At 72.8% G+C, this 25,398-nt stretch carries 25 protein-coding genes and 1 pseudogene; 14 read left to right on the plus strand and 12 right to left on the minus strand.

All coding sequences use genetic code 11. From position 1 onward, the window contains the following. Nucleotides 1-48: 48 nt before the first annotated feature. Nucleotides 49-594: a TetR/AcrR family transcriptional regulator gene (locus tag SXIM_RS18445; RefSeq protein ID WP_046725758.1), complete on the minus strand. Its 546-nt coding sequence runs from the start codon at nucleotides 592-594 to the stop codon at nucleotides 49-51. 90 nt (nucleotides 595-684) lie between these two features. Then, the gene (locus SXIM_RS18450) at nucleotides 685-1,677 is read right to left on the minus strand and encodes a VldE C-terminal domain-containing protein (RefSeq protein ID WP_246156897.1); all 993 of its coding nucleotides are present in this window, start codon (nucleotides 1,675-1,677) and stop codon (nucleotides 685-687) included. Nucleotides 1,678-1,728: 51 nt separating this feature from the next. Between SXIM_RS18450 and dapE the strand changes: the two genes are divergently transcribed. The 3 genes from dapE (at nucleotide 1,729) to SXIM_RS18465 (ending at nucleotide 5,093) form a co-directional block, all read left to right on the plus strand. Next, a complete protein-coding gene (gene dapE / locus SXIM_RS18455; RefSeq protein WP_046724704.1) occupies nucleotides 1,729-2,808 on the plus strand; it encodes a succinyl-diaminopimelate desuccinylase in 1,080 nt (359 codons plus the stop codon). Between the two features lie 220 nt (nucleotides 2,809-3,028). Continuing rightward, complete coding sequence (locus SXIM_RS18460; RefSeq protein ID WP_043178516.1) at nucleotides 3,029-4,186, plus strand: RNA-guided endonuclease InsQ/TnpB family protein; 1,158 nt, start codon at nucleotides 3,029-3,031, stop codon at nucleotides 4,184-4,186. A 154-nt stretch (nucleotides 4,187-4,340) separates the two neighbouring features. Then, on the plus strand, nucleotides 4,341-5,093 hold the full coding sequence (locus tag SXIM_RS18465; protein ID WP_030737357.1) for an LOG family protein: 753 nt from the start codon (nucleotides 4,341-4,343) through the stop codon (nucleotides 5,091-5,093). A gap of 22 nt (nucleotides 5,094-5,115) precedes the next feature. Here SXIM_RS18465 and folP read toward each other — a convergent pair whose 3' ends face one another. Further along, nucleotides 5,116-5,976 (minus strand): dihydropteroate synthase, encoded by an 861-nt coding sequence (folP, locus tag SXIM_RS18470; protein WP_030737355.1) that lies wholly within the window; start codon nucleotides 5,974-5,976, stop codon nucleotides 5,116-5,118. 116 nt (nucleotides 5,977-6,092) lie between these two features. Here folP and SXIM_RS18475 point away from each other — a divergent pair, with 116 nt between their 5' ends. After that, the gene (locus tag SXIM_RS18475) at nucleotides 6,093-6,452 is read left to right on the plus strand and encodes a DivIVA domain-containing protein (RefSeq protein WP_030737353.1); all 360 of its coding nucleotides are present in this window, start codon (nucleotides 6,093-6,095) and stop codon (nucleotides 6,450-6,452) included. Nucleotides 6,453-6,463: 11 nt separating this feature from the next. On the opposite strand, the gene SXIM_RS18480 is transcribed toward SXIM_RS18475, so the two are convergent. Beyond that, on the minus strand, nucleotides 6,464-7,258 hold the full coding sequence (locus tag SXIM_RS18480; protein WP_046725760.1) for an enoyl-CoA hydratase/isomerase family protein: 795 nt from the start codon (nucleotides 7,256-7,258) through the stop codon (nucleotides 6,464-6,466). A 201-nt stretch (nucleotides 7,259-7,459) separates the two neighbouring features. Here SXIM_RS18480 and SXIM_RS18485 point away from each other — a divergent pair, with 201 nt between their 5' ends. After that, entirely contained in the window at nucleotides 7,460-7,627 is a 168-nt protein-coding gene (locus SXIM_RS18485) for a DUF3117 domain-containing protein (RefSeq protein ID WP_019434894.1), read from the plus strand. Between the two features lie 105 nt (nucleotides 7,628-7,732). On the opposite strand, the gene SXIM_RS18490 is transcribed toward SXIM_RS18485, so the two are convergent. Continuing rightward, nucleotides 7,733-8,383: an O-methyltransferase gene (locus tag SXIM_RS18490; protein ID WP_078635784.1), complete on the minus strand. Its 651-nt coding sequence runs from the start codon at nucleotides 8,381-8,383 to the stop codon at nucleotides 7,733-7,735. Nucleotides 8,384-8,544: 161 nt separating this feature from the next. Here SXIM_RS18490 and sigE point away from each other — a divergent pair, with 161 nt between their 5' ends. From sigE to SXIM_RS18515, 5 genes are all read left to right on the plus strand, one after another. Continuing rightward, a complete protein-coding gene (gene sigE / locus SXIM_RS18495) occupies nucleotides 8,545-9,324 on the plus strand; it encodes an RNA polymerase sigma factor SigE (RefSeq protein ID WP_078635783.1) in 780 nt (259 codons plus the stop codon). Beyond that, nucleotides 9,321-10,178, plus strand: coding sequence for an anti-sigma factor family protein (locus SXIM_RS18500; RefSeq protein WP_030737342.1), 858 nt, complete (start codon nucleotides 9,321-9,323; stop codon nucleotides 10,176-10,178). Before sigE ends, SXIM_RS18500 begins: the two co-directional genes overlap by 4 nt. A gap of 67 nt (nucleotides 10,179-10,245) precedes the next feature. Next, on the plus strand, nucleotides 10,246-12,255 hold the full coding sequence (locus SXIM_RS28210; protein WP_246156898.1) for a trypsin-like peptidase domain-containing protein: 2,010 nt from the start codon (nucleotides 10,246-10,248) through the stop codon (nucleotides 12,253-12,255). Nucleotides 12,256-12,360: 105 nt separating this feature from the next. After that, nucleotides 12,361-12,834: a sec-independent translocase gene (locus SXIM_RS18510; RefSeq protein WP_030737338.1), complete on the plus strand. Its 474-nt coding sequence runs from the start codon at nucleotides 12,361-12,363 to the stop codon at nucleotides 12,832-12,834. Between the two features lie 138 nt (nucleotides 12,835-12,972). Continuing rightward, nucleotides 12,973-13,662 carry a hypothetical protein gene (locus SXIM_RS18515; protein WP_030737337.1) on the plus strand — a complete coding sequence of 230 codons (690 nt, stop codon included), beginning with the start codon at nucleotides 12,973-12,975 and terminating at the stop codon, nucleotides 13,660-13,662. 48 nt (nucleotides 13,663-13,710) lie between these two features. On the opposite strand, the gene SXIM_RS18520 is transcribed toward SXIM_RS18515, so the two are convergent. Then, nucleotides 13,711-14,862: an Mrp/NBP35 family ATP-binding protein gene (locus SXIM_RS18520; RefSeq protein WP_046724707.1), complete on the minus strand. Its 1,152-nt coding sequence runs from the start codon at nucleotides 14,860-14,862 to the stop codon at nucleotides 13,711-13,713. A 178-nt stretch (nucleotides 14,863-15,040) separates the two neighbouring features. On the opposite strand from SXIM_RS18520, the gene SXIM_RS18525 reads away from it, so the two are divergent. Next, nucleotides 15,041-15,751 carry a hypothetical protein gene (locus SXIM_RS18525; protein ID WP_246156899.1) on the plus strand — a complete coding sequence of 237 codons (711 nt, stop codon included), beginning with the start codon at nucleotides 15,041-15,043 and terminating at the stop codon, nucleotides 15,749-15,751. Nucleotides 15,752-15,764: 13 nt separating this feature from the next. Continuing rightward, entirely contained in the window at nucleotides 15,765-16,313 is a 549-nt protein-coding gene (locus SXIM_RS18530; RefSeq protein ID WP_030737331.1) for a hypothetical protein, read from the plus strand. Nucleotides 16,314-16,416: 103 nt separating this feature from the next. Here the strand turns inward: SXIM_RS18530 and SXIM_RS18535 are convergent, their stop codons facing one another. Further along, nucleotides 16,417-17,154: a ferritin-like fold-containing protein gene (locus tag SXIM_RS18535; protein WP_030737329.1), complete on the minus strand. Its 738-nt coding sequence runs from the start codon at nucleotides 17,152-17,154 to the stop codon at nucleotides 16,417-16,419. A gap of 387 nt (nucleotides 17,155-17,541) precedes the next feature. Between SXIM_RS18535 and SXIM_RS18540 the strand changes: the two are divergent. Beyond that, nucleotides 17,542-18,955: pseudogene (locus SXIM_RS18540) on the plus strand (DEAD/DEAH box helicase); the annotation flags it as partial. Between the two features lie 191 nt (nucleotides 18,956-19,146). Here SXIM_RS18540 and SXIM_RS18545 read toward each other — a convergent pair. Then, nucleotides 19,147-20,973, minus strand: coding sequence for a bifunctional metallophosphatase/5'-nucleotidase (locus SXIM_RS18545; protein ID WP_030737324.1), 1,827 nt, complete (start codon nucleotides 20,971-20,973; stop codon nucleotides 19,147-19,149). A gap of 133 nt (nucleotides 20,974-21,106) precedes the next feature. On the opposite strand from SXIM_RS18545, the gene SXIM_RS18550 reads away from it, so the two are divergent. Further along, nucleotides 21,107-22,021 carry an alpha/beta fold hydrolase gene (locus SXIM_RS18550; RefSeq protein WP_030737322.1) on the plus strand — a complete coding sequence of 305 codons (915 nt, stop codon included), beginning with the start codon at nucleotides 21,107-21,109 and terminating at the stop codon, nucleotides 22,019-22,021. Nucleotides 22,022-22,057: 36 nt separating this feature from the next. Here SXIM_RS18550 and SXIM_RS18555 read toward each other — a convergent pair whose 3' ends face one another. The 4 genes from SXIM_RS18555 to SXIM_RS18570 all read right to left on the minus strand — a co-directional run bounded on the left by SXIM_RS18555 (nucleotide 22,058) and on the right by SXIM_RS18570 (nucleotide 25,381). Continuing rightward, entirely contained in the window at nucleotides 22,058-22,897 is an 840-nt protein-coding gene (locus SXIM_RS18555) for a PHP domain-containing protein (protein ID WP_046724710.1), read from the minus strand. Nucleotides 22,898-22,910: 13 nt separating this feature from the next. Further along, nucleotides 22,911-23,567: a DUF6758 family protein gene (locus SXIM_RS18560; RefSeq protein ID WP_030737318.1), complete on the minus strand. Its 657-nt coding sequence runs from the start codon at nucleotides 23,565-23,567 to the stop codon at nucleotides 22,911-22,913. Between the two features lie 43 nt (nucleotides 23,568-23,610). Then, entirely contained in the window at nucleotides 23,611-24,195 is a 585-nt protein-coding gene (locus tag SXIM_RS18565) for a suppressor of fused domain protein (RefSeq protein ID WP_030737316.1), read from the minus strand. Nucleotides 24,196-24,409: 214 nt separating this feature from the next. Next, nucleotides 24,410-25,381 carry a DMT family transporter gene (locus SXIM_RS18570; RefSeq protein ID WP_030737314.1) on the minus strand — a complete coding sequence of 324 codons (972 nt, stop codon included), beginning with the start codon at nucleotides 25,379-25,381 and terminating at the stop codon, nucleotides 24,410-24,412. Between the last annotated feature and the right edge of the window lie 17 nt (nucleotides 25,382-25,398).

Genomic DNA, 25,398 nt, shown 5'->3' on the forward strand with positions numbered 1-25,398 from the left:
TTCTCCTGTCGTTCTCGGTTGGTACGGGGGTCCCGCAGGGGGTGGCGGTCAGCCGGCGGCGGGGTCGCTCAGCTCGGTGATCCGCCGCAGCAGGGCCGCCTTCAGGGGGGCGGGCAGCGCGGCGCCGGTGGTGGCCTCGTACAGCCACATGCCGTCGGACGCCATCCGGGCCAGCAGCAGATCGAGGTCCGCCGGGTCCTCCACGTGCTCGGGCAGCGGTGCCCAGCGGTGCATGAGTTCGTCCCACAGCTGGGAGAGCGCGGGCTGGGCCACGGATTCGAGCATGAAGGTCAGGTCGGCCTTGCTGGCGGTGTGAGCCGCGCCCTCGATGGTGTAGGCGACGGTGGTCTCCCGGGTGGTCGCCTGTGCCTGCGGCTTGCCGAGGGTGTCCGCCAGCCGCTCCTCCCACTGCGTGATCAGGTGTTTCTGGATGGCGATCAGCAGTTCTTCGCGGCTGGGGAAGTGGTACATCAGGCCGGCCTTGGTCACCCCGGCCTCGCGGGCGGCGGCGTCCAGGGTCAGGCCCGTGATGCCGTCGCGCTCGGTGACACGGATGGCGGCGTCCAGGATCAGATGGCGGGAGCTGGGTCGCATGCTCATAACTTTACCATCCGGAAGGTAAAGTTACGCAGGTGTGCGGGACGGCGAACGGCCGGACCCCGGCGGGGCCCGTCCGTCACCCGGTCATTCCGTCTCCGACGTCTCCGCCCCGGACCCCGGGGTCCCCGAGGTCTCCGGCGCCCCCTCCGCCGCAGGCGGACCGGGCAGAATGCTCAGCACCAGCTCGTCGCCGGTACGGGCGCCCCCGCCCCCCTCCAGAGCCGTGTCCGAACGCTCCTCGGCCTCCCGCCAGCCCTCCGTGGACCGCTTGGCCTCCCACACCCGGTTGCCCAGCTCGATCCGCTCGATCCCCAGCTCGGCCGCGTGCGCCACCGACCAGTGCGCCAGCTCCCAGCCGCGCTGCGTGTTCTCCACCGGGGCGAGGCCCACCGTCACCAGCTCGCCGTCCCCGCCGACCGGCACCTGATCGCCGAACTCCGCCCGGATCCGGTCCCCCACCTCCACGGGCGGGAAGGGGGACACCCCCTCCTCGCCCACCGTGCAGTTCAGCGCGGCCGGCGAACGGCCGGTGAACGCGGCGGCCAGCAGCGCCGCCCGCGGCTCGTGCTTCGCGTACTCGTCGGGGAAGGCACTGCGCTGCACCTCCTGCGCGGCCACGGTCAGCGGCTTCGTCAGATAGTCCGGGATCTCGACCAGGTGGTCGTAGAACTGCCCGGCCGAGTACACCGGATCCATGATCTCCTCCACCGTGCCCCAGCCCTGGCTGGGGCGCTGCTGGAACAGACCCACCGAATCCCGGTCCCCGTAGTCGATGTTGTAGAGACTGGACTCCTGCATCGCGGTCGCGATCGCTATCGTGATCGCCCGCTCCGGCAGGCCGCGCGCGGTGCCGACGGCCTGGATCGTGGCGGCGTTCGCGGCCTGCTGCGGGCGCATGGTGAACGAGGCGGTCTCCCCCTCGCCCGCCACCGTGCAGTGCGGGGGCTGGGCCGGGCCGGGCGAGGACGTGTACTGGATCACGCCATAGCCGGCCACGGCCGACAGCACCAGGACGGCGGACCCGCCGCGGACCAGCCTGCGACGTCGGGAAGAAGCGGTGGGTTCGGGCACGCGCATACGGTAACGGGTCTCGTCACCGCCGGATCACCCACCGGTACCCTCGTCCGCATGGAACCACCCGCACTTGATCTCGCTCTCGACGCCCCCGCTCTCACCGCCCAGCTCGTGGACATCCCCTCGGTGAGCGGTTCGGAGAAGTCCCTGGCCGACGCCGTCGAAAGCGCCCTGCGCGCACTGCCGCACCTGCGGGTGGACCGCTACGGCAACAATGTCGTCGCCCGCACCGACGCCGGCCGCGCCGAACGCGTCCTGCTCGCCGGCCACCTCGACACCGTGCCGATCGCCGGCAACCTGCCCTCCCGGCTGGACGAGGAAGGGCTGCTGTGGGGTTGCGGCACCACCGACATGAAGGCCGGCGTCGCCGTCCAGCTGCGCATCGCCGCCACCGTGCCCGCGCCCAACCGCGATCTCACCTTCGTCTTCTACGACAACGAGGAGGTCGAGTCCGAGCGCAACGGCCTGCGGCACCTCGCCGCCGTCCACCCCGAGTGGCTGGCCGCCGACTTCGCCGTCCTGCTGGAGCCCTCCACCGGTGAGGTCGAGGGCGGCTGCCAGGGCACCCTGCGCGTCCAGGTGAAGCTGCCCGGCGTGCGCGCCCACTCCGCCCGCTCCTGGATGGGCTCCAACGCCATCCACGCCGCCGCCCCCGTGCTGGCCGCCCTCGCCGCCTACGAGCCGCGCCGCCCGGTCATCGACGGCCTGGAGTACCACGAGGGCCTCAACGCCGTCGGCATCGAGGGCGGCGTCGCCGGCAACGTCATCCCCGACGCCTGCGTCGTCACCGTGAACTACCGCTACGCCCCCGACCGCAGCGAGGACCAGGCCATCGCCCACGTCCGCGAGGTCTTCGCCGACTGCGGCGCCCTGGACATCGAGGTCACCGACCACGCCCCCGGCGCCCTGCCCGGACTCTCCCACCCGGCCGCCCGGGCGTTCATGGCGGCCGTCGGCGGCGAGGCCCGGCCCAAGTTCGGCTGGACGGACGTCTCCCGGTTCAGCGCGCTCGGCATCCCCGCGGTCAACTACGGCCCCGGCGAGGCCAGCCTGGCGCACCGCCGCGACGAACGGGTGGACACCGCGCTGATCACCCGCTGCGAGGAGCGGCTGCGCGCCTGGCTCGGCGCGTAACGGCAGGTGACAGCCGAGGTAATGCACTGTCCCGCGCCTTTCATCGGCGCTTCACCGCGATCTAGCCAGGAAGCCTGGGGCTTCAGCCCTGGGCGGGGGTACCTCCCGCTTGCGGGGGCGAATGGCTTCTTTTGGGCCGAGCCGCGCAGTGGTGGAGTCCTCTTCGCGAGCAGGGACGCTGAGTTGACGTGCAGTCACTTTCGGTATTAGCGTTTTTTGTGTGAAGGTTGTGGCGCAGGTGAAGTTGCTGCCCGCGTCCGCGTATGACGTGGACGCGTTGGCGGCGACGTTGCGTGCGTGTAACCGGGCGGCGAACCGGGCGTCCGAGGTGGCGTTCGCGAAGGATCTCAAGCGGCGCGATGTGTTGCAGGAGAAGGTCTATTACGCGTTGCGGGCCGACTTCGACCTTGGGGCGCAGCCCGCTGTACGCGTCGTGAAGAAGGTGTGCGACGCGTACGCGACGCTGAGGGCGAACCTGAAGGCCGGGAACTACGGTCCGGAAGGGTCGAAGCGCCGTCTCAAGGTGGAGTCGAAGCCGATCCGGTTCCGTGAGGACGCGGCGCAGCCGTTCGATGACCGGATCCTGACGTGGAACCTTGATCAGCGCACCGTGTCGATCTGGACGCTGGCCGGGCGGATCAAGGGCATCCCGTTCGTCTGCTCGCCCGAGGCGATGAAGCTGCTGGCCTCGTGCAAGGGCGAGTCCGATCTGGTGATGCGAGACGGCATGTTCTTCCTGATCGCCACCATCGACATCCCCGAACCCGACCCGTACGAGCCGGCCGGTTGGCTGGGGGTGGATTTGGGGATCGTCAACATCGCCACCACCTCGGATGGCGAGATCATGGCCGGACGCCGCCTCAACCGCTACCGGAAACGGCACCTGGAACTGCGCCGCAAGCTCCAGGCCAAGCGCACCAAGAGTGCGAAGCGGGTGCTGAAGCGCATCCGCCGCCGCGAGGCCCGCCACTCCGCGAACACCAATCACATCATCGCCAAGAAGCTCGTCGCCACCGCTGAACGCACCTCGCGCGGGATCGCCCTGGAAGACCTGGGCGGCATCCGGGCGAGGGTTACGGCCAGGAAAGACCAGCGGGCACGACTGCACTCCTGGGCGTTCGCCCAGCTCGGCGCCTTCGTCGAGTACAAGGCCCGCCGGGCAGGTGTGCCCGTGGTCCGTGTGGACCCGCGCAACACCTCCCGGCAGTGCTCGCGGTGCTGGCACACCCACCGGTCCAACCGGATCGACCAAGCACGGTTCGCCTGCCGCTCCTGCGGAGTGATCTTGCACGCGGACCACAACGGCTCCCGCAACATCGCCCACCGGGGCGATGCCGCGTGGCAGCGGGGCGCTGTCAAACGCCCCAGTACGGCCTGACGCCGCACCGGACGCAGGGGACCAACGCGGCAGCCAGCCGCGCTCCACCTGCAATCCCAGCCCCACAGGACCGGGTGACAAGCTCGGTCCCTTCAGGGCCGAGAATTTGACCGTACGCTGAGTGAGGAGTACGGATCGTCGTAAGGAGCAACGCATGAGCAGCAGCCCGGAGTCCCGGCCGGCCATCGACGGCCGCCGTGAGCAGCGCCTGGGCCCGGTGGTGCGCCGCCGCGAACAGGTGGTGCCCGGGACGGCCGACCAGCGGCTGCTGGACACCCGTGGCCCCTCCGACTGGGTGCACGGAGACCCGTGGCGGGTGCTGCGCATCCAGTCCGAGTTCGTCGAGGGCTTCGGCGCGCTGGCCGAACTCGGCCCCGCCGTCAGCGTCTTCGGATCGGCCAGGACGCCGCCCGGATCGCCCGAGTACGAGGCCGGGGTGCGCATCGGGCGCGGGCTCGCCGAGGCAGGCTTCGCGGTGGTCACCGGCGGCGGCCCCGGCGCGATGGAGGCCGCCAACAAGGGCGCCGCCGAGCACGGCGGGGTCTCCGTCGGCCTCGGCATCGAACTGCCCTTCGAGCAAGGGCTCAACGAGTACGTGAACATCGGCGTCAACTTCCGCTACTTCTTCGTCCGCAAGACGATGTTCGTGAAGTACGCCCAGGGCTTCCTGGTGCTGCCCGGCGGCATGGGCACGATGGACGAGCTGTTCGAGGCGCTCACCCTCGTCCAGACCCAGAAGGTGACCCGCTTCCCCATCGTGCTGGTGGGCCGCGACTACTGGCAGGGCCTCGCCGACTGGCTGCGCCACACCATGATCGCCGGCGGCAAGGCGTCCGAGAAGGACCTCGACCTCTTCCACGTCACGGACGACGAGGACGAGGCGATCGCCCTGGTCACCAAGCCGTAGCGGCCACCGCGCCGCGCACCGGCTACGCCAGCCCGCGGCGGGCGACCGCCGGGGGCCGGTGGCCGGCGATCGAGGCCACCATCTCCAGCACCTGCCGGGTCTCGGCGACTTCGTGCACCCGGTAGACGCGGGCCCCCAGCCAGGCGGACACCGCCGTGGTGGCCAGCGTCCCGATCAGCCGCTCCTTGACCGGCCGGTCGAGCGTCTCGCCCACGAAGTCCTTGTTGGACAGCGACACCAGCACCGGCCAGCCGGTGGCCGTCATCTCCTCCAGCCGCCGGGTCGCCTCCAGCGAATGCCGGGTGGACTTCCCGAAGTCGTGCCCCGGGTCGATGAGCACGGCGTCCCGCCGCACCCCCAGCCCCACCGCCCGCTCCGCCAGGCCCACGGTGGTGCGCAGGATGTCCGCCATGACGTCGTCGTAGGTGACCCGGTGCGGGCGGGTACGCGGCTGGGCACCGCCCGCGTGGGTGCACACCAGGCCCACCCCGTGCCGGGCGGCGACCTCGGCCAGCTTCGGATCGACCCCGCCCCAGGCGTCGTTGAGCAGGTCGGCGCCCTCCGCGCACACCGCCTCGCCCACCTCGTGCCGCCAGGTGTCCACGCTGATCACGATGTCCGGGTGGCGGCGGCGCACCTCGGCGACGAAGCCGGCCGTGCGCCGGATCTCCTCCGCCGCGTCCACTTCCTGACCCGGGCCCGCCTTGACTCCGCCGATGTCGATGATCGCCGCGCCCTCGGCCACCGCTTGGCCGACCCGCTCCAGCGCGGGGCCGTCGCCGAAGGTGGCGCCCCGGTCGTAGAAGGAGTCGGGCGTACGGTTCACGATCGCCATGATCACCGGCTCGTCGGCGGCGAACTCTCGGTTCCCCAGGCGCAGCATTGTCGGGTCAGCCCTCCCATGAGCGGCGGTTCCACTCCGTCATGAACCTACCTGGCGCCTGTCCCGGGCGGGGCATGGCACGATCGGTACCCCCAAGTGAGAGGCGGTCGGGCGCGGTGTTCTGGTTTCTGATGGCGGCCATGGTGGCGGTCGTCGCGGCGGTCGCGCTGGCGGTGCTGGGCAGTGGGGACGGCTCGGGCGGGCCGGTGACGGGTGGGCTGCCGGAGGCGCAGCCGGACCGGGCGGACGATCCGCTGCCGGTGGACCGGCCGCTGAGCGCGGCGGACGTGGTGGCGGTACGGCTGCCGGTGGCGGCACGCGGCTACCGGATGGCGGAGACCGACGACGTACTGGACCGGCTCGCGGCCGAACTGGCCGAGCGGGACGCGCGGATCGCGGCGCTGGAGTACGAACTGGGACGGGTGCGCGAGGACGGCCGGCCCCCGGCCGGCGCCGAGGCGGAGCCGGGGGCCTGAGGGCCGCGCGGTCACTCGCCCCGGAAGCGGGGCCGTTCCTTGGCGACGAAGGCGGCCACGGCGGCGCGGTGATCGGCGGACGCCCCGGCGCGCTGCTGCAACTCGGCCTCGTGGGCCAGCGACTGCGGCAGGGTGTGGGTGGCGCCGCGTGCCAGCGCCGACTTGATCGCGGCGTAGGCGAGGGTGGGGCCCTCGGCGAGCCGGTGGGCCAGTTTCCGGGCCTCGTCCGCGAATTCGGCGTCGGGCACCACGCGTTGGGCGATGCCCAGGCGCAGCGCCTCCGCGGCGTCGATGGAACGCGGGAAGAGCAGCAGATCGGCGGCCCGGCCCGGGCCCACGAGGCGCGGCAGGGTCCAGGAGAGACCGGAGTCGGCGCCGAGTCCGACCTGGGCGAAGGAGGTGTTGAAGGACGCGCTCTCGGCGACCAGCCGGTAGTCGGCGGCGAGCGCGAATCCGAATCCGGCGCCGGCCGCCACGCCGTTCACCGCGGCCAGCACGGGTTTGGGCATGTCCGTGATGGCTTCGGTGATGGGGTTGTAATGCTCGGTGACGGTGTTCATGGGGGGCGCGTCGGGGCCGGTGTTCCGCAGAATCCCGATGTGTTCCTTCAGATCCTGGCCCACGCAGAACGCGCGGCCGTTCCCGGTGAGCAGAACCGCCCGTACGGCGGGTTCCGCGGCGGCCGTGCGCAGGGCGTCGCGCAGGGCCTCCTTGGTGACGAGATCAAGGGCGTTCATCGCCTCGGGACGGTTCAGCGTAATGGTCGCGAGACTCTCGGTGACGTGGTAGAGCACAGTGTCGGCCATGCTGCACAGCATAGGGAGGCGATCCCCGGCCCCTGATGCCGAATTGGGCGGATATGTGAGTATGCGTTGCCGAAGGGAGATCCTCCGATGTTGGTCAGAGGGTCACTCGATGCGGGATAATGGCCGAGAAGCAATGTGTTCGATGCCGGTGACGCTCGGGTTGTCGGCTGCGATGTAGCGGTTTCAGGAAGGGGAACGAGCATGGCGGCCATGAAGCCGCGGACGGGCGATGGCCCGCTCGAGGTGACCAAGGAGGGGCGGGGCATCATCATGCGCGTCCCGCTCGAAGGCGGCGGCCGGCTCGTTGTCGAGCTGACCCCGGACGAAGCGGTCGCTCTCGATGAGGAGCTGAAGAAGGTGACCGGCTGAGCCGGCGAGCACCACGTGCTGTACATCCTTTGGCGCTGCCCCGGCCGGTGACGGTCCGGGGCAGCGCTGGTGTTCACGCACTGTGCGTGATCCACCGCAGGGGGGTCATCTGCGGGCGGCGCACAGCAGGCCGTCGCCGGCCGGCAGCAGCGCGGGCATGAGCTCCTCGCTCTCCCGCACCGCGCGCAGCAGCTCGCGCAGCTTGAGCACCTCGGTGGGCTGCGGCCCCGAGCCGACGGTCCGGCCGCCGGCGAAGACCCCCGCGAAGCAGACCAGCCCTCCGGGGCGCAGGAGCCGCAACGATTCTGCGAGGTAGGCGAGGTACTCGAGCCGGTCCGCGTCGCAGAACACCAGGTCGTAGCCGCCGTCGGTGAGCCGCGGCAGTACATCCAGGGCGTGCCCGGGGATGAAGCGTGCCCGGTTCGCGGCGAACCCGGCCGTACGGAACGCCTGGCGCGCGAACTGGAGCCGCTCGGGCTCGATGTCCACGGTGGTCAGCACGCCGTCCGGGCGCATCCCCTGGAGAAGATGGATGCCGGAGACCCCGGTGCCGGTGCCGATCTCCACCACCGCGCGGGCCCCGCAGGCCGCGGCGAGCAGCCGCAGGGTGTCGCCCGCACCCGGGGAAACGGGCCGTACTCCACCCTCTACCGACCGGTCGTGGGCCCAGCGCAGAGCGGTCCCCTCGGGGCTCTCGGCGTCCGGAGACCCGTACGCCTCAGCGAACGCCCAGCTCGTCAGCCGGTTGCCGGTAATGGCCTTCTCCTGTCCCCCGTCTTTCGCGCGCTTTGACTGTAGCGACTCCGGGCGGGAACCGGATCGGCGGTCCGGACGTTTGATCTCTCGCAGGGGTTCGGCGGACGTGTGGCCGAAAGCCGGTCATAAATACTTATCCGGAGTTAACGGGCGAGGTGGCTATGGTAGGCACTCCACTGGACACCACCAGAGCCGACAGGGGAGGTGCGGCCGCGTCTGAGGGCAGGGGAGTGCTCAAACGCTTCCGGCGCTCTTCCGGCGGGCCGAATTCTGTGACTGACATCGTTGACGGAGCTCACGCCGACACCGGATCCGCTGACGGCGCCCCCGCCGCCACCGCGACCTTCAGTGCGGGGCCCGACGGCCAGACCTGGGCACCGCCCAGCTGGGACGAGATCGTCAGTACCCACAGTGCCCGCGTCTACCGGCTCGCCTACCGGCTCACCGGTAACCAGCACGACGCGGAGGACCTCACCCAGGAGGTCTTCGTGCGGGTATTCCGTTCGCTCTCCACGTACACCCCCGGCACGTTCGAGGGGTGGCTGCACCGGATCACCACGAACCTCTTCCTGGACATGGTCCGCCGCAAGCAGCGGATCCGCTTCGACGCACTGGGCGACGACGCCGCCGAGCGGCTGCCCAGCCGCGAGCCCACCCCGCAGCAGCACTTCCACGACACCCACTTCGACGCGGACGTCCAGCAGGCGCTCGACACGCTGGCCCCGGACTTCCGGGCCGCGGTGGTGCTGTGCGACATCGAGGGTCTCAGCTACGAGGAGATCGCCACCACGCTGGGCGTGAAGCTCGGGACGGTCCGCAGCCGTATCCACCGGGGGCGTTCGCACCTGCGCAAGGCGCTCAAGCACCGTTCGCCGCGTGGCAAGGCGGTACGGGCGCCCGAGCCGGAGCCCGCGCTGGCCGCCGGGGGTGCGGCGGAGTGAGCGTCGCGCCGGAACCGGGCGCGGGCCAGGCGGATCGCCATCTCGGGGAGAGCCTGGCCGCGCTGATCGACGGAGAGCTGTCCCACGACAGCCGGGACCGGGTGCTCGCGCACCTGGCCACCTGTGCCGACTGCAAGGCGGAGGCCGACGCGCAGCGCCGGCTCAAGAGCGTGTTCGCCGAGAGCCCGCTGCCCACCCTGTCCTCCGGGCTGCTGGCACGGCTCCAGGGCCTGCCCGCCGCGGGCGTGGCGGGTACGGGGTCCGCGCCGCCGGGCCCGCCCGGCGCTTCGGCAGGACCGCGGCCCGGGCCCTTCGGCCTGGGCCGCGGTTCCGCGCTGCCCGGGGGAGCGGACGGCGAATCGCTGCTCAGCAGATCGGGGCTCGGCCCCGACCGGGGCTTCCGCATCCACCAGCCGGCCCGCGCCGCCCGTGCGACGGCGCGCGACAGCCGGCCGTCCTCGGGCCACCGTTTCGCCTTCGCGGCGGCGGGAGCGGTCTCGGTGGCGGCCCTCGCCATCGCGGGTGCCGTCAGCAGCGCCGGTCTCGGCACCCCTCCCACGGCGGGCTCCCCGGGCACGGCCCACCCGTCCTCCGCCGGTACGACCGCGGCCATGGCCACCGCCCGCACCTCCGGCCGGGTGGCGGAGGGGGACACCGAGCAGACCGTGGAGGCCCCCGGCTCCCGCACGGTGGGAGCACCGGGCCCGGTGCTGTCGGGGGCGCTGGGGCCGGTCGCCCTGAGCGGCCAGCAGTACCCCATACCGTTGTGGAACACCGAACCGATCGTCTGGCCCCTCGCCGCCTCCCCAGGACCTTCACCGACCACCGCGCTCGGAGCAGTGAGCCCGCGCTGAATCCGCCGGACGGACCTGGTTGAATCCATTGCCGGAACTTGGCGGTGCGGACACGATGGGGACTGCGATGGACACAGGGCAGGGCAGCACGTCGTGGGGCCCGGAGGACGAGAGCGGTCAGGACCCGTACGGGACGCCCCCCTACGGGCAGCCCGGCCCCTGGGCCCCGGCGCCTCCCGTCCAGCACCCCACCCCCGCGTCGGGCACCCCGACCGGTACCCCGGCGTCGGGCACGGCGATGCCGCCTGGGGCGAGCGCCCCCGCGCCCCAGGCACCGCCGCCGCCCGCGAGCCCGCCGCCCGCGAGCCGGCCGGCCGGGGTGGGGCTGACGAAGCACACACCCGCCACGGGCACGACGACGCGCCCGCCCGAGCCGCCCGCCGCGAGCGCCGCCACACCCCCGGCGGGCACGCCGGGCCCCGCGACCACCGGCGCGCAGGCGCACGAGCACCCCGGCACGCCGTCACCCGCCGACGGCTTCGGCCCGCCGCCCGGCCCGAGCGGCGGTCAGCCCCCGGCGGCCGACGCGGGCGCCCACGGCCCCGGGCGCGGCGCCCCAGCGGGGCAGACCCCGCCGCCCGGGACACCCTCCGCGGCGGGACACGGCTACGGCGCCGGTCCGGCGGCCCCGGCGGGGCAGACCCCGGCGGCCGGAACGCCCGCGCCCGGCACCGGTGGGACCACGCCACCGCAAGGCACCCCCACCGGGGGTGGCTACGGCTACGGCCCCGCGCCCGCGCCGGGTGGGTACGGGCACAGCGGTGCCGCCGGGACCGGGCCGGGACCGGCGGGTACCCAGGACGGCGACGCCCACCTCCCCGCCGGTCAGGCCGGCACCCCCGGCACCCCCGGTGCCCCCGGCAGCTATCCGCAGGCGCCGCCCGGTGACGGGCTGCGGCGGTACGACCCGTGGGGCGTCTCCGCTCCCGCCGCCGCTGAAGCGGCCGACACCGCCGACGCCACCCGGCCGCGCCGCGGCACGCTCGTGTTCGGGGCGGTCGTCATCGCGCTCGTCGCGGGCCTCATCGGCGGCGGCGTCGGGGTGTACCTCGAACGCGAGGGCCAGTTCAGCGCGGTGCGCCTGCCGCAGGCGGGGTCCGAGCGCGGGTCCGCGCCCGCCGGAAGCATCGCCGGGATCGCCGAGGCCGCCCTCCCCGGTGTGGTCACCCTGCACGTCCAGGGCGGCGGCGCCGCCGGGACCGGGACCGGCTTCGTCCTCGACGATCGGGGCCACATCCTCACCAACGCGCACGTGGTGCGCCCCGCGGCCGGCCGCAACGGCGCGATACAGGTCACCTTCCACAGCGGTGACACCGCGAGTGCCGAGATCGTCGGCCAGGACGCCGGCTACGACCTGGCCGTGGTGAAGGTCACCGGCGTCTCCGGGCTGACCCCGCTGCCGCTGGGCGACTCCGACGGCGTCCGGGTCGGTGACCCGGTGGTCGCCATCGGCGCCCCCTTCGATCTGGCGGGCACCGTCACCTCCGGCATCATCAGCGCCGTGAACCGGCCGATCACCGCCGGGGGCGAGGAGTCCGACGGCTCCGACGTGTCGTACGTGAACGCCCTGCAGACCGACGCCCCCATCAACCCGGGGAACTCCGGCGGCCCGCTCGTCGATCTCAACGGCCACGTCATCGGGATCAACAGCGCGATCCGCGCCCCGGAACCGATGGGCGCGGACGGTGGCCAGGCCGGCAGCGTCGGGCTCGGGTTCGCCATACCGATCAACCAGGGCAAGGACATCGCCGAGCAGCTGATCAACACCGGCCGGGCCACCCACCCCGTCATCGGGGTGACGCTCGACCTCAGCTACCGGGGCACCGGTGCCAAGGTCGGCACCGCGGCCGGCAACGACGGCGGCATCGCCGTCGAGCCCGGCGGTCCCGGGGACCGCGCCGGGCTCCGGGAGGGCGATGTGATCACCGCCGTCAACGGCGAGCGGGTCCGCAGCGGCGACGAGCTGATCGTCAAGATCCGCAGCCACCGGCCGGGCGACGAACTCGTCCTCACCGTGGAGCGGGACGCGGAGGAGCTGCGGATTCCGGTGACTCTCGGTGAGGCATCCGGGGGCTGAGAGTGATGTGGTCCGCTGTTTACCGTTCGATGGCGCCCCACGCCTCCCGCCTCCGGCCCCCGGCCGGTACCGTGGCGTGGTCCAGACGTGTGAGGGAGCAGCCAGGTGTTCTTCGATATCGGATCACTGGAATTCCTGGTGATCATCGTGCTGGCCATCCTGGTCTTCGGGCCCGAGAAACTGCCGAAGATGATCCAGGACGCCGCCCGGCTCATCCGCAAGGTCCGGGACTTCTCGGACAACGCCAAGCAGGACATCCGCTCGGAGCTGGGCCCCGAGTTCAAGGACTTCGAGTTCGAGGACCTGAACCCCAAGCGGTTCGCGCAGAAGCACCTGCTCGACAAGGACGACACCTACGGGCTGAAGGAACTGCGCGAGAACCTCGACATCCGCAAGGAGCTGACCGAGGTCACCGACTCCGTGAACGGCCGCGCCCCGCGCCGGGCCATCGCGTCCGACGCCTCGGGCAAGGTGGAGCTGGCCAAGACCGGCGGCACCCCGGTGGACCTCGGCAAGCCGGGTGACGCCGCGCGCGTCGCGCAGGAGGCCCCGCCCCCGTTCGACGCCGACGCCACCTGACCGGGTGGATTCAGCCTGCTTGTGGGTCATATGGGCCCACCGGTCGATCGGCCCTGCCCACCTGCCAGGACGCTGATGGCTATCCTCCCTATGTCCGGGGTGTGCCCAGGACGAGGGCAATGAGGAGGCGTCGCGCAGATGGAGACGACGAGTCGGGCAGAGCCGCAGGACGCCATGGGGGAGCCCGGGCCGTCCGGGTCCGGGGGACAGGACACGCCCCAGGCGGTCCCCGGTGCGCGCCGCGCGGCGGTGGACGGATATCTGCTGGCGGGGTTCCCCTGGTACGGGCTCGATGAGGCCTTCACGGGCCGTCGCTGGCTGATGCAGGTCGGTGCCGCCACGGACGGCACGGTCGAGCACGGATCCACCGGGCACGGCGACGAGCCGTCGCTGCTGACCGAGCTGGGCCAGGAGGAGCAGCGTTTCACGGTGGTCGTGACGGTCGCGTCGCGGCCCGTGCGGCGCAGTCCGGACGGCACCGGCGTCCTGGAGGCCACCTCGGTCTCCTCGGCCGCCTGGCTGGCCGGTGCGGGGCTGCTCGCCGGTACCTGGCCGGCCCAGATGGAACGTGCGCTCCGGCAGGACTGGCTGGACCAGCAGACCGCGATCGCCTGGGAGCTGGCGGACGATCTGGACGGCGGCGCCTGGTCGATCCTGCAGCTGCCGGTGGACGGGGTGCAGACCGACTTCCACTACCGGGAGTCGGAGTACGGGTGGGTGCTGGCCGCCGCGGCGGCGGACGGCGTGCACATCGGCGCCTACGGGCGGGGGATGAGCGCGTACGGCCTCGGCTTCTCCGTGATCAAGGACCTGGAGAGCTACACCTAGACCGTACGCCCCGAGGGTGGGCCGACCGCCCACCCTCACATCCGTCGGTCAGAACTTGTTGCGCGGGGTGATCCCCAGGGACAGGCCGGACAGCCCGCGCTGCCGCCCGCCGAGCGCGTCGGCGATCTTGAGCAGCGCCGCCCCCGCCGGGGAGTCCGGGTCGCTCAGCACCACCGGCTTGCCCTCGTCGCCGCCCTCGCGCAGGCGGACGTCGATGGGGATGCTGCCCAGCACCGGAACCTCGGCGCCGGTGGTCTTCGTCAGCCCGTCCGCCACCCGCTGTCCGCCGCCGCTGCCGAAGACGTCCACCATCTCGTCGCAGTGCGGGCAGGGCAGCCCCGACATGTTCTCGACCACGCCGACGATCTTCTGGTGGGTCTGCACGGCGATCGACCCGGCCCGCTCGGCGACCTCGGCGGCGGCCTGCTGCGGGGTGGTGACGACGAGGATCTCGGCGTTGGGGACCAGCTGCGCCACCGAGATGGCGATGTCGCCGGTGCCGGGCGGCAGGTCGAGCAGCAGGACGTCCAGGTCGCCCCAGTACACGTCGGCGAGGAACTGCTGCAGCGCGCGGTGCAGCATCGGGCCGCGCCACACCACCGGGGCGTTGCCCGGGGTGAACATCCCGATGGAGATCACCTTCACGCCGTGCGCGGACGGCGGCATGATCATGTTCTCGACCTGGGTGGGCCGGCCGTCCGTCCCCAGCATCCGGGGCACCGAGTGGCCGTAGATGTCGGCGTCCACGACGCCCACCTTCTGTCCGCGCGCCGCCAGCGCCGCGGCGAGGTTGACCGTCACCGAGGACTTGCCGACCCCGCCCTTGCCGGAGGCCACGCAGTAGACACGGGTGAGCGATCCGGGCTGGGCGAACGGCACCTCGCGCTCGGCCTGCCCGCCGCGCAGGGTGGTCGCCAGTTCCTTGCGCTGCGCGTCGCTCATCACGTCCAGCTCGACGTGCACCTCGCTCACGCCCGGTACGGAGCGCACCGCCGTCACCACGGAGGAGTGGATCGTCTCCCGCATCGGGCAACCCTGGACCGTGAGGTAGATGCCGACGGTCACGGAGCCGTCCTGGGCGATCTCTACGGATTTGACCATGCCCAGATCGGTGATCGGCCGGTGGATCTCCGGATCGTTCACCGTGGCGAGCGCGGCCCGAACGGCGCTGTCCGTGGGCTGGGGGATGTCGGTAGCCATGCCACCGATGGTACGGCGGTGCCGGAGCCCAAGAGCTACTGCCTTGAGGGGTGATGGCCGGGTGCGGGTACGCTGCGCCTCAACTCCCCGACCCCTTCGAGGAAAGGCAGCCGACGTGAGGGCAGCGGTCCCCGGATGGCCCAGGTGGCGCAGGGCTGTGCTGGCGCTGGTGTGCGCGATGGCGAGCGTGACGCTCACCGCGTGCGGAGGCGGCGAGGAGGACCCCGACGAGGGCACCAACGGCCTGGCGAAGCTGACGGCCGAGGAGATCGAGCGGGAGGCGCGCGGCGCGGTCGAGGGCGCCACCGCCGTGCGCCTGTCCGGCACGGTGATCACCGAGGGAACGACGTACCGCCTCGACATGCGGATCGGCGAGGAGGGCGGGGTGGGGGAGGTCTCCACCGAGGGCAGCACCTTCGAGCTGCTGCGGGTAGGCGAGGACCTGTACATCAAGGCCGACGTGGGTTTCTGGCAGGCCCAGGGCGGTGAGGACGAGGACGAGGACGCCAGCGAGGATCCCGACCCGGCGTACAAGCTGGAGGGGAAGTACGTACGGGTCGCGCCCGATGACCCGGCGTACGAGCAGCTGAGCGGCTTCACGGACCGTCTGGTGCTGCTGGAGGGGCTGCTCGCGCTGGACGGCGAGCGGGCGACAGGGGAGCGGGGCGAGATCGGCGGGGTGCAGACCATCCGTCTTGAGGCGGCGGAGGGCGCCGGCGGTGCCATGGAGGTCTCGCTGATCGGTACGCCGTATCCGCTGCGCTTCGAGCGGGGCGGCGCGGCCGGGGAGCTGACGCTGACGGACTGGAACAAGGAGTTCACGCTGCACGCGCCGCCCGAGGAGGAGATCCTCGACTACGGCGACGAGATGGTCACCGGCAAGGACTGAGGGGCGAGGACGGATGGATCCGCGGGTTTTCGACCGGGCGCTGATCGAGGAGAGCGCGAAGAAGTCCGCCCTGGTGTGGGTGCGGGGCCCGCAGGGGCCGGCCCGGGGGCTGTGGCACGTGTGGCACGAGGGTGCGGTGTGCCTGGTCGGCGTGAGCGGCGGGGCCGCCGCCGAGGGCGGTGAGCAGCCGCTGGACGGGCTCGGGCTGACGGACGGCGGTTCCGCGACGGTGACCTGCCGCAGCAAGGACAAGGGCGGCCGGCTCATCGTGTGGCCGGCCCGGGTGAGCGAGCCCGAGCCCGGCGGTGAGCTGTGGGAGGCGACCGCGGGGGAGCTCAAGGGCAAGCGGCTCAACGCCCCGGATCAGGACGGACTGCTGGAGCGCTGGGCGCGCGCGTGCCGGGTGCTGCGGCTGGAGCCGGCGGGCCCGGCCGAGCAGCGTCCCGGCGCGATGCCGGACGGGGGCGGGGCAGCGCCGCCGCTGCCGACCCCGGCGGCCACCAGGGTGGCGGCCCCCAGCGGCCTTCCGGTACGGCGCGGCCGGCGCGCGCGCGAGGCGTAGCGGGCGGATCCGGGACGGGCGGCGAGCGCGGCCGGTCGGCGGGGCGCGCGACCGGCGGGGCCGTGCGGTGCGTCCCGTTCCCGGCCCCGTCGCCCGCGGTGCCTCAGGCCGACAGGCCCAGGGCCGCCATCCGCTTCGTGTGGGCCTCGGTGATCCGCGAGAACATCCGGCCGATCTCGGCCAGGTCGAAGCCGTCGGCCACCCCGCCCACCAGCATCGTGGACAGCGCGTCCCGGTCCGCCACCACCCGCTGCGCCTGCGACAGGGCCTCGCCCATCAGCCGCCGCGCCCACAGCGCGAGCCGGCCGCCCACCCGCGGGTCCGCCTCGATGGCCGCCCGTACCTTCTCCACCGCGAACGAGGCGTGGCCCGTGTCGTCCAGCACCCGCAGCACCAGGCCCCGGGTGTCCGCGTCGAGCCGGGAGGCGATCTCGCGGTAGAAGTCGGCGGCGATCGCGTCGCCCACGTACGCCTTGACCAGGCCCTCCAGCCAGTCGGACGGGGCGGTCAGGCGGTGGAACTCGTCCAGGGGTACGACGAACGGCTGCATCGCGGCGACCGGCTCCTCCGCGATCGACGCCAGGTGCTCGGAGACCTGCTCGAAGTGCTGGAACTCGGCCGACGCCATCCGCGCCAGGGCCGCCTTGTCCGCCAGACCGGGCGCCAGCTTGGCGTCCTCGGCCAGTCTTTCGAAGGCGGCGAGTTCCCCGTACGCAAGTGCCCCCAGCAGATCGACCACGGCCGCCCGGTACCGCGGGTCTGCGGATGCCTCGGCCCAGTCCTTGACGGGCGCGGGGGCGTCGGAAACGGCGGGTTGCTCGGGGCTCTGCGGCGTCTGCATGGTCCGCACAATAGTCCCCGGCCAGGGCCCCGGGGGACCGAGCCCTGACACATATGCACGGTTCCGGGGTACAGTGCTATAGAGGCCCGCCCGGAGGGGTGGGGCCTTCCCATGCCGGAGTCTGATGGATCCGGGACCAGCCCGGGTTCCATGACCTCCGAGGATGTCCGGTCGGTAGGCCGATCGGCTCCGACCTGACCAGCCCTCCGCGTGGTGGGTGCGCCCCGCAGCCACCACGGTATGAGGGGCCCGCTCGCGCGGTGCGTGCGCTTGAGCGAGACGACCGGGTCCTGCGCCACAGGCGGCCCCAAGGCGGGCCACCGTCGTACGGCGCGGTACTGATGACCCGCCTCGCCGCCACGTGCGCCGCGACACACAGAAGAGGCAATCACCCTGTCCGCCACCACGACATTCCGAGATCTCGGGATTCTTCCCGAGACCGCCGAGGCGCTCGAGGCCGTCGGCATCGTCCATCCGTTCCCCATCCAGGAACTCACCCTCCCCGTCGCGCTCGCCGGTACCGATGTCATCGGGCAGGCGAAGACCGGTACCGGCAAGACCCTCGGCTTCGGGCTTCCCCTCCTGGAGACCGTGACCGTCCCGGCGGACGTCGAGGCGGGCCGGGCCCGTCCCGAGGAGCTGACCGACGCCCCGCAGGCACTCGTGGTCGTCCCCACCCGCGAGCTGTGCCAGCAGGTGACCAACGATCTGCAGACGGCCGGCAAGGTCCGCAACGTCCGCGTGCTGGCGATCTACGGCGGCCGTGCCTACGAGCCGCAGGTCGAGGCGCTGAACCGCGGTGTCGACGTGGTCGTGGGCACCCCGGGCCGACTGCTCGACCTGGCCGGCCAGCGCAAGCTGCGGCTGTCGGAGATCCGCACCCTGGTGCTGGACGAGGCCGACGAGATGCTCGACCTGGGCTTCCTGCCGGACGTCGAGAAGATCATGCAGCAGCTGCCCGCCAAGCGGCAGACGATGCTGTTCTCCGCGACGATGCCGGGGCAGGTCATCGGCCTGGCGCGGCGCTACATGAGCCAGCCCACCCACATCCGGGCCACCGACCCGGACGACGCGGGCGCGACCGTGGCCAACACCACACAGCACGTGTTCCGGGCGCACTCCATGGACAAGCCGGAGATGGTGGCCCGCATCCTGCAGGCGAACGGGCGCGGGCTCGCGATGGTGTTCTGCCGCACGAAGCGCACCGCCGCCGATGTCGCCGACCAGCTGGCGCGGCGCGGGTTCGCCTCCGGCTCGGTCCACGGTGACCTGGGGCAGGGCGCGCGCGAGCAGGCGCTGCGGGCGTTCCGCAACGGCAAGGTCGACGTGCTGGTGTGCACCGATGTCGCGGCGCGCGGCATCGATGTGGAGGGGGTCACGCATGTGATCAACTACCAGACGCCGGAGGACGAGAAGACGTACCTGCACCGCATCGGGCGTACCGGGCGGGCCGGGGCCACCGGTACGGCCGTCACGCTGGTCGACTGGGACGACATCCCGCGCTGGCAGCTGATCAACAAGGCGCTGGAGCTGAACCTCCCCGACCCGGTGGAGACGTACTCGACGTCACCGCACCTGTTCGAGGCGCTGAAGATCCCCGAGGGGACCAAGGGCATACTGCCCCGGGCCGAGCGCACCCGGGCGGGCCTGGCGGCCGAAGAGGTCGAGGACCTGGGCGGGCGCGAGAGCAAGCGTTCCGGGGGTGGTGGCCGCGCCAAGCAGTCCGCCGACGGGGACGCCGAGCGGCCCCAGCGGACCCGTACCGCGACGCGGCAGCGGCGCCGTACCCGGGGCGGGGTCACCGTGACCGCCGAGGCCGCGGCTGCCGCCGCCGCTGCCGGAGCGCTGCCGGAGCAGGGCGCGGCGGACGTGTCGGACGCTCCGGCGGCCGATGACGCGGCCGGGCCGCGCACCCCGCGCCGTCGCCGGCGGCGCCGCCGTACCACCAGCGGCACCGCCGAGAGCTGAGGCGAGGGACGGACGGACTGGCTGTCAGTCGAAGACGGGCTGGCCCGCACGGGTCAGCCGCCAGTCCACGGAGGCGAACCGGGCCGGATCGATCTCACCGTTGTCCTGAACCCAGGTGATGATCGTGTTGCGGATCTCGTCCGAGTTCGCCCACAACTGATCGGCCGCGGCGATGTGCGGGAAGTTTCCGCCGCCGCTGGCCCGGTAGTTGTTGACCGCGAGCACGAACCGCGCGTCGTCCGCGACCGGTTCGCCCGCGAAGCGCAGATCGACGATCCGTGAGCCGGCCGGCTCCGCGATGTCGATGTCGTACGTGACGCCGCTGACCGCGTCGTAGTTGTAGTCGGGAATGCCCTCGGCGTTCGTCAGCTTCGCCGGGTCGATCGCCGCCCCCGCGGGCGTCCGCACGAAGTAGCGCGCCGAGAACTCCAGATACTCCCGCAGTTGCGCCCCCGTGATCAGCCGCGCCTCCAGAGTGTTCTCGAAGACGTACATCCCCGCCACGTCCCGGATCGTGACGTCCCCGGACGGGATCGCCGCGGAGCGCGAGAAGCACGCGGCCTGGGAGAGCACCGGCAGGTCCGCGTACGCGCCGCCGGCCAGCGCCGCCGTCACCGTCTCGGCCTGCACGAAGTTGATGAAGTCGATGATCGGGGCGTCCTTGTACGCGGCCTCGGAGGCCGACATCGCCTCGGTCGCGGTGCCGATGACCTGGTTCACGTACGCGATGACCCGCTCGTGCTCCCGCGACAGCAGCCGCGTGATGCGCGGGTCCTCGGCGACGGTGTTGGTGTTGCGCACCTCCGAGGAGACCGACTCCACCACCCAGCGGCCCCGTTCCCAGGTGACGGAGATGTCGAACACCGTGAGCCGCTTGCCCCAGAACAGCGGTTCGGAGAGCACCACGTCCTTGCCGGTCTCGGCGTTGGTGACCCGGTGCTCGGGGATCTCGGCGTGCGCGTGGCCCACCAGGATCGCGTCGATGCCCGGGACCCGCTCGGCGACGATCGCGGCGGCGTTCTCGATGTGCGGCAGCTGGTCGCCGTAGGAGGAGGTGCCGCTGGTGCCGGAGTGGGCGGAGACGATGACCACGTCGGCGCCCATCGAGCGCAGCCGGGGGACGTACAGGGCGGCCTGCTGCTCCAGGCTGGGGAACGTCATCTTCCCTTCCACATGGGCCCGGTCCCAGATGGCGATGCCGGGGTTGGTCAGGCCCAGCACGGCGACCTTGACGTCCCGGCCGCGCGGGGTGGGGACCTTGATCATGTGGTACGGGGGAAAGGCGGGGCGTTCGGTGCGGGCGTCCAGGGCGTTGGCGCCCAGCAGCGGGAAGTCGCACTGCTGCTCGAACTTCCGCAGCAGCGGGATGCCGTAGTTGAACTCGTGGTTGCCCAGTGCCGCGGCGTCGTAGCCGATGGCGTTCATGGCCCGCGCCATTGGGTGCACCGGGCCGCGGCGGGCGGTGATCGGGTCGACCTTGGCGTAGTAGTAAGCGAGTTGGGTTCCCTGGAGGGTGTCGCCCGCGTCGATCAGCACGGTGTTGCGGCGGCCGCCCTTCTCGGTGCGGACCTCGTCGATGAGGGTGGAGAGCTTGGCCAGCCCGACATCGTTGCCGCCGGCGTCCTCGAACTCGGCGTCGGTGAAGTAGTCCCAGTTGAAGACGTGGCCGTGCAGGTCGGTGGTGCCGAGCACGGAGAAGGTGTGCCGCTTGGTGTTGCCGTTGCCGTTGCCGTTTCCGTGGCCCTGCGGCTGGGGGGTGGCCGAGGCCGTGCCGGCGGCGCCCCCGGCGAGCACCACCCCGGCGGAGGTGACGGCGGTTCCGCCCAGGAACTTTCGGCGGTTCAGCGACATGTGGATGACTCCTCGGTGGGGTGGTACGGGCGTAACGCGCGTAGATTCTGGCCCAGAAGTCGTACGAATGACAGACCTTGGCGGTTTCGTCCGGGTGACCGGCCGGTGTCGGGGCACGACTAGGCTGGTCGGCGTGAGCAGGCCGCCTTTTGTTGAGATGCCGCCCGGGGTACGGGTCCACCGGTTGCGTACGCGGCGCGGAGCGTTCGCCGCGCTGGACGCCGCGCCCGTGGGCGAGCCGGCCGGGACCGTTCTGCTGGTGCCCGGATACACGGGCAGCAAGGAGGACTTCATCGGCCTGCTCGGGCCGCTGGCGGCGGCCGGCTACCGGGCGGTGGCCGTCGACGGGCGCGGGCAGTACGAGACGCCCGGCGGGCACGGCTGGGACTCCTACCGGCTCGGTGCGCTCGCCGAGGACGTCCTGGCGCAGGCCGACGCGCTGACGGCGGACGGGGACACCTCCCCGCTGCATCTGGCCGGGCACTCGCTCGGCGGCCTGATCGCCCGGGGCGCGGTGCTGCGGGCGGCCGAGGGCGGCGCGACGCCGTTCGCCTCGCTGACCCTGATCGCCTCGGGCCCCGGCAAGGTCGCCCCGTGGCAGCGCTGGAAGACCCGCTTCCTGACGGCCGGACTCCCGGTGCTGGGCACCACCGGCGTGTGGCGGGTCACCCGACGCACCAAGGAGGCGCTGCCGGACGCCGCGGTCGAGGCCGGGACGGCGGGTACCGGGGGCGTGGTCTCCGACCTGGGCGTGGACGGCTTCCTGCGCCGCCGCTGGCTGGCCACCACTCCGGCCCAGCTGATCGCCACCGGGCGCACCCTGCGGCACGAGCCGGACCGGGTGGAGCAACTCGCCGCCACCGGGGTGCCGGTGCACGTGCTGTCCGGCGTACGGGACGGGGTGTGGCCGATCGCCCAGCTGGACGCGATGGCGGCCCGGCTGGGGGCCCGCCGCACCATCATCAGGGGGTCGGAGCACTCCCCGAACTCCGAACAGCCCGCCGCCACGGCGGCCGAGCTGATCGACTTCTGGCGCTCGGGGCTCTGAGCGACGGCCCCGGACCGGGGAGCGGGCGGACGGGCGTCAGCCGGTGACCGGCTTGGCGCCGGATGCCCGGGCCACCAGCTCCTCGTAGACCTCGGGGGCGGTGGTGTTCTCGCCGAGGCGGCACAGCTTGCGCTCGCCGTGGTAGTCGCTGGAGCCGGTGGGCAGCAGCCCCACGTCCGCCGCGAGGGAGCGCAGCGTCGCCCGGGTCGCCGCGTCGTGGTCCATGTGGTCCACCTCGATGCCGTCCAGGCCGGCCGCCGCCAGCTCGGCGATCGCCCGGTGGGAGACCACCGCTCCGCGGTGCGCCGCCGCCGGGTGCGCGAAGACCGACACCCCGCCCGCCGCCTTGATCAGCCGGATCGCGGTGACCACGTCCAGTTCGTGCTTGCCGACGTGGGCCCGGCCGCCGTCGGCGATCCACTGCGGGGTGAACGCGTCCGAGACCGTGTCGATCACGCCCGCCTCCACCATCGCCGCCGCGATGTGCGGACGCCCCACGGCGCCGTGCGCCAGCTGCCGCACCCGCTCCCAGGTGATGTCCACCCCCAGCTCGCGCAGCCGGGCCACCATCGCCCGGGCGCGCGGCACCCGGTCGTCGCGCACCAGTTCGCGCTCGTGGGCCAGCTCGGGCTCGGCCGGGTCGTACAGATAGCCCAGCAGATGCAGGCTGACGTCCCCCAGCCGGCAGGAGAACTCGGTACCGCTCACCAGCGTCAGCCCGGCGGGCAGCGCGGCCAGCGCCTCGGCGTGGCCGCCCATCGTGTCGTGGTCGGTCAGCGCCACCACGTCGAGGCGGGCGGCGGCCGCCCGCATCAGCGCGGCGGGGGAGTCCGTGCCGTCGGAGGCGGTGGAATGCGTGTGCAGGTCGATGAGCACCCGTTCAGCCTACTCACTGATCGGCCGAGGGCCGGGTCAGTATCCGCGGGGAGAGCGCCCCGCACGGCAGCAGGTCGAACTCGGAGCCGGCGTCCCGCAGATCGGTGAGCAGCAGTTCGTCGTACATCAGCAGCCCCGACTGCTGCGGCCACACCACCGCCCACAGCCAGATGCCCATCGCCTCACCGGCGAACACCGCCCGGTCCTCCGGGGCGTCCGCCACCTGCCACAGGGGGGTGGGCCGCCCGGCCGCCAGCATCTTGACCTGCGGCTGGGTGTCCGTCTTCAGATGCGGCCCCGGATCGGGCCCCGGCACCCCCGCGTACCGGGCACCGAGCCCCACGCCCAGTTCCTCGGCGATCAGCAGCAGATCACTGGCGCCGCCCAGCGGCCCGGGGCCCGAGCAGGCCACGACGGAGGCGCGTCCCCCGCTGCGTTCGTCCCCGGCGGCGGCGACCCCCGTGAACAGCCAGCCCACCGGCAGCGGCCAGGGCATCCACACCGGGACCTCGGTACGCCCCACGACCACCGCGAGGGCATCCACGCTGGGCGGGATGATGGGCTGCAGCGGATAGACCGGGCCATGGGCGGAGCACTGCCAGGAGTCGGAGAAGAGCCCGGGTGCGCGTACCCGGCTCCCACACTTCGGGCAACTGAATTCGCCCCTCATGCCACCCAACAGTCCCCGTGTCGCCCTCATCCGTCAAGGAGCGTCACCCGGACAGGGGTACGGCGCCACGGTCCGGGGCGCGCAGGTCGGTCCCGTGGGCCAGCCACGCCTCGCGCAGGGCCTGCGGGCCGCGGGCCCGCTGCCAGGCGGTTTCGGCGGGCGTCATGGGCAGCAGGGGGTAGAAGCGCACCGGGTCCCGCGGCTCGGGGAGCGTCAGGTCGGGGACCAGGCCGCCGGGCTCGGCGACCAGGACCGCCTGGAAGGGGGCGCCGGGCCACAGCGGCTCGCCCAGGTCGAGACAGGCGTCGGGGACCACCACCAGGCCCTCGACCTGCGGTGCGGCGGCCAGCACCGCCAGCGGGCGCAGCACCTGGTCGGTCGCGGGGTGACCGGCGTGCAGGGTGAGGACGAGTTCGGCGCGCGGGCCGCGCTCGGGGTCGGCGACGCTCGCGGTGGGGTCGGTCATCGCGGACGCCGACATGCCGAGCGTCGCGTACCGCACGAGGCCGCGTTCCCGGTCGGCGAAGCGCAGCACCTCGATGCGGTCCGCACCGAGGAAGGTCACGGCGGCGCGGGCGTCGACCTCGCCGAGGGCCGAGGTCAGCGCGGTCTCGGTCAGCTGGAGCATGGGGGTGAGCCTAGGGCCTGTCGTCAAAGTCCCGCCTGCCCCAGGGCGCTCCCCCAGCCTTCGGCCGGGAGGTGCCCCCAGGCACGGCACCTCGCTGCGTTGTCGCATCGCCCGAATAACCCGCTATGAGGGCGACCCTCCGCCTTGCGATGTACCGCACCAGACACCGCGGGGCCCGCCCTTCGGGCGGACGGCGCTACTTTGACGACAGGCCCTAGGTGACCGGGGCGCGGCCGTTCTCGGCCCGGATGACCAGGGCCAGGCCGGCGAGGATCATCGCGAGCGCCGGGTAGGCGGCCGGTTCCGGGCGCTGGCTCAGCCAGACGGCGGCGATCAGCGCCGCGATCGGTGCCTCCAGCAGGATCGCGGTGGAGGTCACGGAGGGGCCCAGGCCGCGGACCACGCGGTTCATGAGGGAGTGACCGAGCAGTTGGGCGGTCGCGGTCAGCAGCAGCAGTTTCAGCCAGGTCTCGCCCGAGTACCCGCCGAGACCGGCGCCGGCGATCAGGCACACGGGCAGCAGCAGCGCGGCGGTGGTGGAGTAGCACAGGAAGGTGTACGTGGTGGTGCTGGTGGTACGGCGTACCTCCGCGCCGATCAGGACGTACACGGCTCCGGCCATGCCGCCGGCCAGGGCGAGGGCGTCGCCGGCCAGCGCGCGGGCGGAGATGGTCAGGTCCACGCCGGTCAGCAGCAGCGCGCCGGTGAAGGCGACGCACACGCCCAGCCACACCGCGGCCGGCGGGCGGTGGCCGCGCAGCCGCAGCAGCAGGATGGTCCAGATGGGGGTGGTGGTGACCAGCGCGACGGAGGAGGCGACCGAGGTCATTCCGAGGCTGGGCAGCCACAGGGCGAAGTGCGCGGCCAGGACGGCTCCGGCCAGGGCCGAGAGGACGAGGGTGCGGCTCCCCCAGGCGCGGCGCAGTTCGCGGCGGAGCGCGGGGCGCAGCAGAACGGCGGGGACGAGCGCGGCGGTGGCCAGGGCGTTGCGCCAGAAGGCGATGGCCAGGGCGGGGGCGGCGATGGCGGTGATCAGCGGGCCGGACAGGCCGATGCCGAGGACGGCGAGGACCAGCAGGGCGATGTCGAGGCGCGGAGCGGTGGCGAGGCCGGTGCCGCCGGGAACCGCCGGGACGGGGCGGGTGGGGGGAGCGCCGGCGGTGGCGCGCGTACCGGAGGCGGGCATTCCCCCACTGTAAGTGC

Origin of the sequence: Streptomyces xiamenensis, assembly GCF_000993785.3 — a bacterium.
GTDB classification, from domain to species: domain Bacteria; phylum Actinomycetota; class Actinomycetes; order Streptomycetales; family Streptomycetaceae; genus Streptomyces; species Streptomyces xiamenensis.

Coding starts and splice junctions, on each gene's coding strand:
- SXIM_RS18445 (WP_046725758.1), bottom strand. CDS start 594: ATGCGACCCAGCTCCCGCCATCTGATCCTGGACGCCGCCATCCGTGTC.
- SXIM_RS18450 (WP_246156897.1), bottom strand. CDS start 1,677: ATGCGCGTGCCCGAACCCACCGCTTCTTCCCGACGTCGCAGGCTGGTC.
- dapE (WP_046724704.1), top strand. CDS start 1,729: ATGGAACCACCCGCACTTGATCTCGCTCTCGACGCCCCCGCTCTCACC.
- SXIM_RS18465 (WP_030737357.1), top strand. CDS start 4,341: ATGAGCAGCAGCCCGGAGTCCCGGCCGGCCATCGACGGCCGCCGTGAG.
- folP (WP_030737355.1), bottom strand. CDS start 5,976: ATGCTGCGCCTGGGGAACCGAGAGTTCGCCGCCGACGAGCCGGTGATC.
- SXIM_RS18480 (WP_046725760.1), bottom strand. CDS start 7,258: ATGGCCGACACTGTGCTCTACCACGTCACCGAGAGTCTCGCGACCATT.
- SXIM_RS18485 (WP_019434894.1), top strand. CDS start 7,460: ATGGCGGCCATGAAGCCGCGGACGGGCGATGGCCCGCTCGAGGTGACC.
- sigE (WP_078635783.1), top strand. CDS start 8,545: ATGGTAGGCACTCCACTGGACACCACCAGAGCCGACAGGGGAGGTGCG.
- SXIM_RS28210 (WP_246156898.1), top strand. CDS start 10,246: ATGGACACAGGGCAGGGCAGCACGTCGTGGGGCCCGGAGGACGAGAGC.
- SXIM_RS18515 (WP_030737337.1), top strand. CDS start 12,973: ATGGAGACGACGAGTCGGGCAGAGCCGCAGGACGCCATGGGGGAGCCC.
- SXIM_RS18520 (WP_046724707.1), bottom strand. CDS start 14,862: ATGGCTACCGACATCCCCCAGCCCACGGACAGCGCCGTTCGGGCCGCG.
- SXIM_RS18525 (WP_246156899.1), top strand. CDS start 15,041: ATGGCGAGCGTGACGCTCACCGCGTGCGGAGGCGGCGAGGAGGACCCC.
- SXIM_RS18530 (WP_030737331.1), top strand. CDS start 15,765: ATGGATCCGCGGGTTTTCGACCGGGCGCTGATCGAGGAGAGCGCGAAG.
- SXIM_RS18535 (WP_030737329.1), bottom strand. CDS start 17,154: ATGCAGACGCCGCAGAGCCCCGAGCAACCCGCCGTTTCCGACGCCCCC.
- SXIM_RS18545 (WP_030737324.1), bottom strand. CDS start 20,973: ATGTCGCTGAACCGCCGAAAGTTCCTGGGCGGAACCGCCGTCACCTCC.
- SXIM_RS18560 (WP_030737318.1), bottom strand. CDS start 23,567: ATGAGGGGCGAATTCAGTTGCCCGAAGTGTGGGAGCCGGGTACGCGCA.
- SXIM_RS18565 (WP_030737316.1), bottom strand. CDS start 24,195: ATGCTCCAGCTGACCGAGACCGCGCTGACCTCGGCCCTCGGCGAGGTC.
- SXIM_RS18570 (WP_030737314.1), bottom strand. CDS start 25,381: ATGCCCGCCTCCGGTACGCGCGCCACCGCCGGCGCTCCCCCCACCCGC.